This window comes from uncultured Faecalibaculum sp. (assembly GCF_910588395.1).
Classification (GTDB): Bacteria; Bacillota_I; Bacilli_A; order Erysipelotrichales; family Erysipelotrichaceae; genus Faecalibaculum.
This window is the reverse complement of record NZ_CAJUPA010000018.1, coordinates 36294-48244: the sequence shown is the minus strand read 5'-3', so window position 1 is coordinate 48244 and position 11951 is coordinate 36294. Positions and strand designations below refer to the sequence as shown.

Sequence of the window (11951 nt, the reverse complement as noted above, 5' to 3'; positions counted from 1 at the left end):
TCCCATAGTGGACTTTCACCACCCAGATATGTGCCATGCCGGGCACACAAAAAAAGGGCATCCGCCAGGATCATTTGATCAGATGGCGGATGCCCTTTTGCGTCTTGTGTGTGGCAGGCATGGCTGCGGGCAGCGGCTGCCTCAGGAAGCAGTGTCCCAGGAACCGGATCCGGTCATATCCAGACAGGCAGTCTCCACCCAGCCCAGGACGCTGTGTTTCTTGATCAGAGCCTGGTCCTGACAGATCAGAACCACAGAGACCTGCTCCCCCTGTTCCACCGGCATCCGGTAATTGGTGTATTCACTGACATTGCCGGATTCCAGAAACGCATCCGGGACCCAGAAAGACCGGCGCAGCCACAGGGAATGCACCAGCGTCTGTGAACCGGCATGGTCTTCGATGGTGATCTCCCGGTGATTCCAGCTCATCGCAAACGGAATCTGAACACCGGGTCTGCAGCTTTGGATGACAGTGGTCCGGGGCAGCGCATCCACAGAGGCTGTGGTCACAGTTCCTTCCTGAAACAGGAGGGCATTCAGCTGTCCGGAACGCTTGACCACATTGCCGCCGTCTATGGACCAGATATTCCGGGCGGGATCGAACACCGGCTGGAAATCAATGGTCCGGCTGCGGTATTCCGAGACCGGCATATGACCCACGATGACCGGTCTGGAAAAAGATTGATCCGTGTGCAGGAAGAAGGGGGTGGTCATGACCTCCCGGAAATCCGATCCGAAATCCGTTTCGTTCATGATTGCCGCATGGGCGTAAATCCGTTCTGGAGATACCAGCACATGGGGCAGATCCGCGAGAAACGAGAGTTCCGGCAGATACGCCTGCCGCAGCTGCTGACAGAAAGCATCCATGTCCATGGTTTCCGGACTGATTCCCAGTGAATCCGCCATTTCCATGATCAGAGACTGTCTGGAGGTGATCACGGATTTCAGAAAGGACAGCCGGTAGGAAAACAGGACGTTTTTTGCTGTGAAATCGCAGTTGCCCATCAGACACCATACATCTCCGGTTTTCACCTGTTCCATCACATACCGCAGCAGAGCGAGATTTTCCGGTCCTTTTTCCACCAGATCACCCGCCAGAATCAGCCGGTCAGTCCCATGGCGGTAACCGCATTCTGCCAGCAGCCGGCGGTACAGAGACAGCGTACCGTGAATATCGGAAATGACGATTTCCCGCGCACCCGGACGGTCCAGAACCGGCAGCCGGCGAACGACCACCGAGCGGTTCATTGCAGCAGGAACCGGAGGAAGTCTCCGGCTTCCGACTGCCATGATTCCTCTGTATGTTCCCCCTGGGGTTTTACATGGAAACGGACGGTCATTCCTTTGTTCATGAGTATATTGGCCAGTGTGGTGCAGGCGGCAGTTTCCTCGATGAATGCATGCATGCCTGATCCCTCATGGGCGCCCCATGACATGTACATACGCGAAGGGAGCTGGACTTTCGCAGCGGAAACATCCGCCAGCAGCGTGCTGAGCACAGGCAGAATATAGGGTGAAATCACCAGAGACCGGGAATAGACATCCGAATGACAATAGGCTGCATACAGGGCCATAAGACCCCCGCAGCTGCTTCCGCCGATCCAGGTCCAGCGGCGGCTGGGTCTGGTGGGGAAGTGGGCATCGATATAGGGCTTCAGGTCATTGATGAAGAAATCCATGGTTTCCTGTCCTTTGCCGCTGAAATAGCCGAACTGGGCATCATAAAAGGGAAAGGGGCCATATTCATCGAGCCTGGCATTGCCTTCATGGGAGCATTCCTGTCCCACCACAATAAGGTCTGCGCCGGCATTGCGGATTTCGTCCTCCAGCCGCCAGGAGCGGCCGAAGGTGGCGTCTTCATCAAAAAACAGATTGTGGCCGTCAAACATGTACAGGACCGGATAGGTCTGCCCGGAGGTCAGATAATCATCCGGCAGGTACATGTGGATCATGCGGTCACACTGAAGCTTTTCCATGAAGACTTCGAATTTCAGGATCATTGCCGTTCAAAAGCCTTCAGGAAAAACTCCTGCCGCCGCTCCATGGAGGTGAAGCGGGCTTTGATTGTCACATCTCCCATGGCTGCGGCAAAGGCAGGTGGCAGATATTCGGTGTTCAGCAGTTCCGGACGGAACATATCTTCGATTTCATTCACGGAATAGCGGTAGGGGACCCCGTTGCGCCGCCCGGCGAATCCGGCGGAAAACTTCAGTTTCGAGGAGACTGCCGTATCCTTGCCGGTGATCACCTGAGCCCAGAGATCATAGATGTCCATGTCATTGGAGTAGTTCAGCAGATCAGGCGCGAATCCTCCTGGCGGCCGGAAATTCACTTCCAGGCCCATGAGCATGCCCTTGTGACCGAGTCCCGGCTTGTCCTGCCGCAGGCGGAAGTATTCTCCGTGGAAGAACCGGCTCCGGATGCCGAATGCATCCGCCACCCGCTGAGCTGTCTCGCGGTATTCCGGCGATACATCAAAGGTATAGTAGGTGCCGATGGAATCGTGCTGCTGCACGGAATCCATGCAGTTGCCCACATACTCCATGCTGCCCAGGAACCGGATCTGTCCGTTCTGATCCGTGATGCCATCCAGTGTGATCACATCCGCATCAATGTACTCTTCAAGAATCATGTGCAGATCCCTGGTCTGACTGAAGCAGTCGGCAAGCTGGGCTTCGTCCAGAATCTTGTAGGTGAAGGATGCGCCCACTCCGTGATCGGGTTTGAGCACAACCGGATACCCCACTTCGGCGGCGAAGGCCTTCGCTTCTTCCAGCGTGGCAGGCAGACACCAGCGGGAGACAGGAACGCCGGCTTTTTCATAGTATTTTTTCATGGCGGATTTCGACTGGAATTCCGTGATCTGTTCCAGGCTGAAGCCGGTTTTCACATTGAAATCATCCCGGAGCCGGGCATCCAGTGTGAGCCAGGCTTCGTTGTTGGATTCGATCCAGTCGATTTTGCCGTATTTCCAGGTGAAGTAGCCCACGGCTTTCAGCACTTCTCCGTAGTCGTGGAAGCTTTTGACGACGAAGCACTCGTCGATATGCGCCTTGAGTTCCGGCTTCAGTGAATCATAGGGCTGATCCACCACAGCCAGCACTCTGGCATTCTGCCGTTTGAGTCCCCGGCAGAACATCCAGAAGCTTTCCGGATAGTTGGGACTGATGAACAGAAAATTCATGTATTCTCTTTCTCGCTTTTCTTTCTTTCTTTTCGGATTTGCTTACTCTCCGGCAGCACCGGTATCCGAAAACCGGCAGCCGCCTGTGTGTTCCAGAACAGCCAGATACACAGCAATCAGCGTCTTTCCGTCGCAGATCTCGTTTCGCTGTGCCATGGCCAGGGCCTCCGGCAGATCCAGCCAGACAAGCTCCAGATCTTCATCCGGATCCGGATCCAGCCGGTGAAGAGCCGGTTCGGGATCATGAGCCTGATAGATGTAGAGCATTTCGTCGCAGAACCCGGGCGTGGACCAGAATTTCTGGATCAGGGTCATGGAACTGCACGTCAGTCCGGTTTCTTCGTTGAGTTCCCGCAGACCGCAGGTCAGAGGATCTTCACCGTATTCCAGCTTGCCGGCGGGTATTTCCAGTGTGCAGGCATTGACTGCAGGACGGTACTGCCGGACGAAGAGCATTTTTCCGTCCCGGACAACCTGCACCCCGACACCGCCGGGATGGCGGATGATTTCCCAGTCGTGGTCATGGAGCCGTTCGCGGTTCAGCGTGAAGATGTTTCCTTTGTACAGTGTTTCTTTTTTCATTTCCTTTTCCCTTTGGAAACGATTTTACCATACCGGAAAAGATAAATAAAAAAGTCCCTGCGGACTTAGTTGACAACTTTCAGAAAGGCTTCTGCAACCGCTTCCCCGATCCGGTCCTGATAGCTGGTGTCGGTGAGCTTGGCATAGTCATCCGGATTGGTGATATAGCCCAGCTCCAGCAGAATGCTGGGGAGTTCCCGGTCCATGAGAATGGGAAAGTTCGAGTAGTGATCGGAATCAACGCCCTCAAAGCTGGACAGGTTGATGGAAGACACTGCCTGACCGGCGGCTTTTCCCAGCGCCTCCAGCTGATCGGAAGGCTGCGTGAATACCGCAAACCCCCGGTCCAGGGGATCGGGACTGCTGGAGAGCTGCACGGAGACCAGGTACTGGGCCCCCTGCTGTTTCATGCGGCTGATCCGGTCCTGACTGGCGGCGGCTTCGGTGTCGAAGTCCGGCACATCGTCCGACTCTCTGGTGTAAATCACCTGATAGCCCGCAGCAGCCAGCTTCCGGCCAACAGCCTGGGCCAGATCCAGATTGATGTCCTTTTCCGGTATGGTGGTATCCGAGGCATAGCCGTAATCGGTGCCGCCATGGCCGGCGTCTATGGCGATCACAGCGTGGGACTGGCTGGTGGTCAGCGTGGCGTCTTCGTTGGTGGTGGACCCGTTCTCGCTGACAGCGGGGACACGGACGTCCGGTCTGGAGAAGGAACTGTCCAGTCCGGGATGGAGCACCAGCAGGGCAAACAGACCCAGCAGCAGATAGATTGCGGCTTTTTTCATCCCGGCAGACCCCCTTTCCCGAAATTCCGGAAGTCCTATCAGTATATCACAGTCTCATGGGTACATGTTCTCTTCTATGGTATAATTCCCGAAGGTGAATGCATGGAATTTTTGGTTACACTGAATGAATTTGAAGGACCGCTGGATCTGATGCTGCATCTGGTGAGACAGCACAAGCTGGATCTTCACAACCTGAACATGGCGGAACTGGCGGATCAGTATATTCTGTATCTCAAAAGCATGGCGGATCTGCATCTGGAAATCGCCAGCGAGTACCTGGAGGAGCTGGCGGTGCTGGTGGAGTACAAAAGCCGGATGCTGCTGCCCCGCCAGACAGAAGAACAGGAAGACAATTATGAAGAAGACCACCGGGAAGAGCTTGTCAGACGGCTGCTGGAATACCAGGCGTACAAGGAAGCAGGGCAGATGCTGTCCCGGCGGTTTGAGGAACGCTCGCTGCTGCTGAGCCGGCCGGCGGATCCACGGATCCGGGAGTGGAGTGCACCGGTGGAGGAACCATGGTCCGGCACCGGCGACGAACTGGCCAGGGCCATGGAACGGGTGCTGCGGCGCTATGCCGTGCTGGTGCCTCACCAGACCAGAGTGGAGACCAGAGAACTGTCTGCATCCGCCAGGCGCCAGCAGATCCTGCAGCGTCTGGCACCCGGCAGCCGCAGCACGCTGTGGGAACTGTGCAGCGACTGCACGGATCTGCACATGGTCGTGGTGACCTTTCTGGCGCTGCTGGACCTTCTGCATGAAGGCCTGGCACAAGCCCGCCAGCAGGGAGATGACATCGCCATCGAAATGCAGAATCAGGCTGCATGTGATGACAGGATGGTTCAACAGACGGAAGGGATGAGTGCATGACAGAAACGGAAACCGCGGTGAGTCCCCAGGGACTGAAGATCCTGGAGGGACTGCTTTTTCTTGCGGGAGAAGAGGGACTGGATCTCTGGCAGCTGCAGGCCGGTCTGCCGGAGTATACCCGCGAGGAACTGGAGACGGGTCTTTGCCGGCTGAAGGAAGACTGCGCAGACCGGGGCATTGATCTGGTGGAACTGGCAGGCCGGTGGCGGTTTGTGGCCAGGGCAGAGGTCTTTCCCTATGCCCGGGAACTGTTCCGGGAAGTCCGGCCTGCCTCTCTTTCCCCGGCTGCTCTGGAAACCCTGGCGGTGATTGCCTACAGACAGCCCATCACCCGGGTCCAGATCGAGGAGATCCGGGGCGTGGCCTGCGATACCATTCTGAAAAAACTGCTGGCCAGAGGCTTCATCGAAGCCAGGGACCGGCTGGATGCGGTGGGCAGACCTCTGCTGTACAAGGTCACGGACACGTTTCTGGATGCCTTCAGCCTGGACACCCTGCAGTCTCTGCCGGAACTGTCTGAACCGCAGGAACCTGCCACCCTGTTCGAGGATGTGCAGCCACTGGCCAGTCAGGAAGAACAGAGTGCCAGCCGGGACAGCTAGCCGGGCAGCAGCGGTACGGCTCCGGAAGCATGAAGCCCGGAGAACCTGAAGACTCGTCATACCCCGGCAGCAGCCTGGCTGCATCGGCACCGGGAAAACAGGTGCATAATGGAAGAGTACAGATAAATCTGAATCAAGAAATGCGCACAAGAGCGTGCCGGTCATGACCGGCGGTGAACTGGAAAGGAAGTACGAATCATGGAACGACTGCAGAAAGTGATTGCCCAGGCAGGGGTCTGCTCCAGGCGGAAGGCGGAGGCGCTGATTGCCAGGGGCCGGGTCCGGGTCAATGGCAAGGTGGTAACGGAGCCGGGGACCAAAGTCAGCGGGTCGGATGCCATCGAGGTCAACGGAAAGGTCCTGGACAAGGAAGACAAAGTGTATTATCTGATGAACAAACCGAAAGGCACGATTTGCAGCGTGAGCGACGACAAGGAGCGCAAAACCGTGCTGGACTATCTGCCGAAGGACAAACGGATCTACCCGGTGGGCCGGCTGGATTTCGATACCAGTGGCATCCTGCTGCTGACCAATGACGGGGAGTTCACGAACCGGATGATTCACCCCCGTTACCACGTTCCGAAAACTTACACCATCAACCTGCAGGGGATGCTGACGCCGGAAGATATTCAGCGGCTGAAGACCGGGCTCAAGACCCGGGATGAGAGCTATCAGCCGGCGAAGGTCCGGATCCTTCAGAAGGACTACACCAGAGACCGGATGATTCTGGAGCTGACGATCAGCGAAGGAAAGAATCACCAGGTCAAGAACATGATGGAGGCTCTGGGGCATGAGGTGCGGAAGTTGAACCGGAAGTCTTTCGGGCCGCTGAGTGCCGAGGGGATGAAGCCCGGGGAATACCGGGTCCTGAAGCGGCATGAAATCAGGGAGCTGCTGCGGCTGGCTGCCGAAGGGGAGCAGAGGCGTGAAGGAGAAGAGCGCTGATGAAGCAGGTCTTTGCACCGGGTCCCTGTGCGCTGGACTCCCGGATCATGCTGGATCCCGACCAGGCGCATCATCTCTTTGATGTGCTGCGCACGACACCCCGGGAAACGGTGCGCGTGGTGGCCAACGGAGAGGTCTGGCTGGGCCATGTCCAGGAAAAGCCCTTTCTGTGGCTGTTCGGCAAGGAGCAGACAGAGGCCCGGCGGCAGGAGATCACTCTGTGCACGGCGCTGATCAAGTCGGATAAATTCGAGTGGATGCTGCAGAAGGCTGCGGAGCTGGGTGTGACCCGGATCGTGCCCTTTGTCAGCCGGCATTCCATCATTCAGCTGGATGACAAGCGGGCGCTGCGGAAGATGGAGCGCTGGAATCAGATTCTGACAGGTGCCTGCCGGCAGTGCAACCGGACGGATCTGGTGGAACTGGCGCCGGTGTCAAGGCTGCAGGATCTGGTGCAGTACAAGTCGGATCTGAATCTGGTGGCGTACGAAAAAGAGCAGAGTCATCACCTGGCACATTACCTTCAGGCTGATCCGGCCAGTGTGACCTGCTGCATCGGGCCGGAGGGCGGTTTCGAGGTTTCGGAAGCGCTGTGGCTGGAGGAGAACGGATTTGCACCCTGCACGCTGGGAAACCGGATTCTCCGGGCGGAGACGGCGGCGCTGTATGTCCTGTCCTGCTGTGAATACCAGAGTCATGTACCGGCAGCAAAAGCCGGCCAGGAGGAAGCCTGATGCGGTTTTCCATTACCACGCTGGGATGCAAGGTCAATGCCTATGAATCCCGCTATTATGCCCGGAAGCTGGAGGAACTGGGGTTCGAGGAAGCGGACCAGGACGTGGATGTGTGCATCATCAACACCTGCACGGTGACAAACACCGCAGCGGCAAAGTCCCGGCAGATGATCCACCGGGCCAGAAAGCACAATCCCCGTGCGCGGATCGTGGTGGTGGGCTGCTATGCCCAGACAGCGGAAGAAGAAGAGAAGCAGAAGCTGCAGGCAGATCTGATCATCGGTGCCAGGCACAAAAACGAGCTGGCTGCCCGGGTGCAGGAGATGCTGCAGGATGACCGGTCCCGGGATCTGACTTCTCATGAAGAAGGGGCGGGGTTTGAGTCGATGCCCATTGCCCGGTTCGAAGGCCGGCACCGGGCGTTTCTGAAGGTCCAGGACGGCTGCAATCAGTTCTGTTCCTATTGCGCGATTCCCTTTGCCCGGGGCAGAGAACGGTCCATTTCCATGCCGGAGGCTCTGACGCTGGTGCAGGAGCTGGAGGCTGCGGGACACCGGGAAATTGTGCTGACGGGCATCCATACCGGGCGCTGGCAGGGAGAAAACGGCGAAGATCTGGCGGCTTTGCTGCGGGAAATGCTGCAGGTGACCCGGGATGTGACTTTCCGGATTTCCAGCATCGAGATCACGGAGGTCACCGATGATCTGATCCGGCTGCTGGCCACGGAGCCCCGGATGATGCCGCATCTGCACATTCCGGTGCAGTCCGGCAGCGATGCGGTGCTGGAACGGATGAACCGGCCGTATACCGTGGCGGAGTTTGAAGAACGGCTGGAAGCAATACGGGCGGCGGTGCCGGATATCAGCGTGAGTACGGATGTGATCTGCGGGTTTGTCCGGGAAACGGATGAGGAATTCGAAGAGATGATGGCCACGCTGCGCCGGATGCGGTTTTCCTTCCTGCATGTATTTCCGTATTCCGAGCGAAAGGGGACCAAAGCCAGCCGGATGGGACCGGCTGTCAACGGCACCATTCAGAAAGAGCGGGCTGCAAGGCTGCTGGCGCTGTCCCGCGAGCTGCGGATGCAGGACATGGCCCGGTTCGATGAAGAGACGGTGCTGGTGGAGCAGGAGGAAAACGGGGTGTATACGGGATATACCAGACAGTATCACCCGGTGAAGATCCATTCGGATCATCCGCTGGAAGGCCGCATTACAGGCAAGCTGCAGCTGTCCCAGGACGGCTATATCATGGAGGTATGAATCATGCGTCTGTCTAAACTGTTCAAAAACGCACCCACGACCAACGTCACCGGGCTGTGTTTCGATTCCCGGAAGGTCAAGCCCGGTGATGTGTATTTCTGTCTGCCGGGGCTGACCTACGACGGACATGATTTCATTGATGATGCCCTGGACAAGGGCGCTGTGTGCATCGTGTATTCCCGTGATCTGAAGGAAAAGCGTCCGGGGGCGATCTATGTGCGGGTGCAGGATGTGAATGCGGCGATGAATCAGTGCGCCAGACTGTTTTATCAGAAACCCAGCGACAAGATGCGCATGTTTGGCATCACCGGGACCAATGGAAAGAGTTCCGTGGCCAACATCATTAGGGCGATCATGAACACCCAGGAACCCACAGGGTACATCGGCACCATTGGCATTGATTACGGCGATCAGCACCTGATGCCCGATCTCACCACGCCGGATGCCCTGTTTCTGCAGCGTACCCTGAATGACATGGTGTCCGCGGGGATGAAGGACTGTGCCCTGGAGGTCTCCAGCCACGGTCTGGCACAGGGCCGGGTGGATGCGATCCACTTTGACGCCGCGGTGTTCACCAACTTCACCTACGACCATCTGGATTTCCACGGGACGATGGAAAACTATTTCGATGCCAAGAGCAAGCTGTTCAAGGAACAGGTCAAGGCGGATGGGGTGTGCATTCTGAACATGGATGATCCCCGGTACAAGGACCTGGAGCGGCTGAGCAAGGCCCGGGTGGTGTCCTATGGCATTGACTCCGAGGCGGATTACCGTGCCATAGACATTCAGATGACCAGCACCAGCTCTCATTTCAATCTGGTGCACCAGGGCCGGCTCTATCCGGTGATGACCAACCTGGTGGCCCGCTACAACATCTACAATCTGCTGGCTGCCATTGCGGCGCTGCATGAAACCGGCATGCCCTTTGACAGGATCCTGCCAGCCTGTGAAAACCTGCCGCAGATCAAGGGCCGGCTGGAGCAGATCGATGCGGGACAGGATTTCCATGTGATCGTGGATTTTGCCCACACACCGGATGGCATGGAGCAGATGTTCCAGTTCGGACGGTCCATTACCGGGGAGAACGGGGATGTGATCGCGGTCTTCGGCTCTGCCGGCAAGCGGGATGTGGCCAAGCGGAAGGTGTTCGGCGAACTGGCGGACAAATACTGCGATCTGATCATCCTGACAGAGGATGATCCCCGGGATGAAAATCCCCGGGAAATCGCGGCACAGATCCGGGAAGGCATCAAAAACACCAACAATCTGTACATTGAAGATCGGTACGAGGCGATCAATCAGGCGATTTCCAGTGCCAAGAAAGATGATGTGGTGCTGATCCTGGGCAAGGCGGATGAGCCCTTCATTTACCGGGAAAACGGCCGGAGTCCCTATATCGGCGACAATGTGGCGGCGAAAGAATGCATCGAAGCCCTGAGAAAATAGACATTGAAACCTTTGAGATCCAGGGCCTTCCGGCACAGCAGCCGGCGGCCCTTTTCTCTGAAGAAAAGACTGACAGGATGCTGACGCTGGTCCACCTGTCGGATGTGCACAGCTGCCGCCGCAGGGACCTGGCAGCGGCTGTGATCCAGCTGCATCCGGACGGTGTGATGATCACCGGAGATCTCTTTGACGGTGTGCAGGTACCTGATCCGGCTTTCGACCTGGTCAGAGAACTGCGTCAGGCGGATCTGGAGGTATTTTATGTCACGGGAAATCACGAGCTGTACCGGCTGGATACCCGGGAACTGCTGAACGAACTGCGGGAGCTGGGGGTCCGGGTGCTGGAAAATGAAGTGCTGTCCTGGAAGGGAATCCAGGTGGCGGGAATCATCGAGGATACCTGGCCGGAGGACGTGAGACTGCCGGATACGGACCGTTTTCGGCTGCTGCTGATCCATGATCCCTACAAAGCAGACCGCCTGCCGGCAGGCACAGCCAGTCTGATTCTGTCCGGCCACATGCATGGCGGCCAGTGGCGGATCGGACAGCAGGGACTGGCAGGTCCGGGCCACAGGCTGTTTCCGAAATACACCTCGGGGCTGTACAGCACCGTCAAAGGCGCCCGGCTGATTGTGTCCCGGGGACTGGGGGACTGGATGAAGATCCCCAGGATCTGCAATCCCTGGCATCTGCCGGTGATCCATCTGCGGCTGTCGGCGGATACTGAAGATCCTGCCGATGGAAACCAGGAGGCATGAACATGAACCGGCTGCCTGTGCCGGTGGCCGCCAGAGTGCCTGTTCCGGCCTGCAGCCGGACTGACAGAGAGAAACAGGCAGAAAGGAAAAAGAAACGGAATCGTATGTCTTCAAGCAGAGAATTTGTGGAGTATGTGAAAGAACAGCTTTCCACCAGACCGGATGTCATCATCCGGCCGATGATGGGTGAGTATCTTGTGTACTGGGGCGGCAGGCTGGGCGGCGATATCTGCGACAACCGGCTGCTGGTCAAACCAGTGCCGGCTGCCCTTGAACTGCTGCCAAAGGCGGCCATGGAACCGCCGTATCCAGGTGCAAAATCCATGGTCCTGGTGGAGAATCTGGAAGACCGGGCATTTCTGCGTCGGCTGATGGAGGCCATGGAGCCGGAACTGCCGCTGCCGAAGAAGCGGAAGCCGAAGAAGAAGGCGGTTCAGTGATGGTACGGCAGACGACCGGCTGCAGCGGGGAGCAGTGAAGCCTGCTGTGGAGACCGGTTTTCCGGTAAAAGAGAGGAAAAGTGAATCGGTGAACCAGGGAAGCATCGTATCGTATATTGGATGTTTCCTTTTTTATCGCTCATGAGGATCGGCCCATCGGATTTCATGAAGGAAAAAGAAAGGTGAAGGATACCCGGAGCTCTGGATGCGGGCAACCGGGATGAGGTGCTGGCTTTGCTCAGACATTTGAACGAAAGCGGAAAGACCATTGTGATCGTCACCCATGATCCGGTGGTGGCGGCTTCCTGCCACAGAGTGATCAATCTGTCATAAAGCTCAT

At 57.3% G+C, this 11951-nt stretch carries 13 protein-coding genes; 8 read left to right on the top strand and 5 right to left on the bottom strand.

Annotated elements, in window-relative coordinates; all coding sequences use genetic code 11:
* Positions 1-141 precede the first annotated feature (141 nt).
* From QZ305_RS06460 to QZ305_RS06440, 5 genes are all read right to left on the bottom strand, one after another.
* Complete coding sequence (locus QZ305_RS06460; RefSeq protein ID WP_294730921.1) at positions 142-1290, bottom strand: metallophosphoesterase; 1149 nt, start codon at positions 1288-1290, stop codon at positions 142-144.
* Complete coding sequence (locus QZ305_RS06455; RefSeq protein ID WP_294730920.1) at positions 1245-2000, bottom strand: alpha/beta hydrolase; 756 nt, start codon at positions 1998-2000, stop codon at positions 1245-1247. The genes QZ305_RS06460 and QZ305_RS06455 overlap by 46 nt, the downstream gene beginning before the upstream one ends.
* Entirely contained in the window at positions 1997-3184 is a 1188-nt protein-coding gene (locus QZ305_RS06450) for an acetyl-CoA carboxylase biotin carboxylase subunit family protein (protein ID WP_294730919.1), read from the bottom strand. The genes QZ305_RS06455 and QZ305_RS06450 overlap by 4 nt, the downstream gene beginning before the upstream one ends.
* 42 nt (positions 3185-3226) lie before the next feature.
* Positions 3227-3766, bottom strand: a complete 540-nt coding sequence (locus QZ305_RS06445) for an NUDIX hydrolase (RefSeq protein ID WP_294730918.1) — start codon at positions 3764-3766, stop codon at positions 3227-3229.
* Between the two features lie 65 nt (positions 3767-3831).
* Positions 3832-4554, bottom strand: a complete 723-nt coding sequence (locus tag QZ305_RS06440) for an N-acetylmuramoyl-L-alanine amidase (RefSeq protein ID WP_294730917.1) — start codon at positions 4552-4554, stop codon at positions 3832-3834.
* Positions 4555-4656: 102 nt separating this feature from the next.
* Here QZ305_RS06440 and QZ305_RS06435 point away from each other — a divergent pair, with 102 nt between their 5' ends.
* The 8 genes from QZ305_RS06435 (at position 4657) to QZ305_RS06400 (ending at position 11611) form a co-directional block, all read left to right on the top strand.
* Positions 4657-5424, top strand: coding sequence for a ScpA family protein (locus QZ305_RS06435; protein ID WP_294730916.1), 768 nt, complete (start codon positions 4657-4659; stop codon positions 5422-5424).
* Positions 5421-6026 (top strand): SMC-Scp complex subunit ScpB, encoded by a 606-nt coding sequence (gene scpB / locus QZ305_RS06430; protein ID WP_294730915.1) that lies wholly within the window; start codon positions 5421-5423, stop codon positions 6024-6026. Before QZ305_RS06435 ends, scpB begins: the two co-directional genes overlap by 4 nt.
* Before the next feature lie 198 nt (positions 6027-6224).
* A complete protein-coding gene (locus QZ305_RS06425; RefSeq protein ID WP_294730914.1) occupies positions 6225-6971 on the top strand; it encodes a pseudouridine synthase in 747 nt (248 codons plus the stop codon).
* On the top strand, positions 6971-7705 hold the full coding sequence (locus QZ305_RS06420; protein WP_294730913.1) for a 16S rRNA (uracil(1498)-N(3))-methyltransferase: 735 nt from the start codon (positions 6971-6973) through the stop codon (positions 7703-7705). The genes QZ305_RS06425 and QZ305_RS06420 overlap by 1 nt, the downstream gene beginning before the upstream one ends.
* On the top strand, positions 7705-8967 hold the full coding sequence (gene mtaB / locus QZ305_RS06415) for a tRNA (N(6)-L-threonylcarbamoyladenosine(37)-C(2))-methylthiotransferase MtaB (protein WP_294730912.1): 1263 nt from the start codon (positions 7705-7707) through the stop codon (positions 8965-8967). Before QZ305_RS06420 ends, mtaB begins: the two co-directional genes overlap by 1 nt.
* Before the next feature lie 3 nt (positions 8968-8970).
* Positions 8971-10413, top strand: a complete 1443-nt coding sequence (locus QZ305_RS06410) for a UDP-N-acetylmuramoyl-L-alanyl-D-glutamate--2,6-diaminopimelate ligase (protein WP_294730911.1) — start codon at positions 8971-8973, stop codon at positions 10411-10413.
* Positions 10389-11171 (top strand): metallophosphoesterase, encoded by a 783-nt coding sequence (locus QZ305_RS06405; RefSeq protein ID WP_294730910.1) that lies wholly within the window; start codon positions 10389-10391, stop codon positions 11169-11171. Before QZ305_RS06410 ends, QZ305_RS06405 begins: the two co-directional genes overlap by 25 nt.
* 2 nt (positions 11172-11173) lie before the next feature.
* The gene (locus QZ305_RS06400; protein WP_294730909.1) at positions 11174-11611 is read left to right on the top strand and encodes a competence protein TfoX; all 438 of its coding nucleotides are present in this window, start codon (positions 11174-11176) and stop codon (positions 11609-11611) included.
* Positions 11612-11951: the final 340 nt, after the last annotated feature.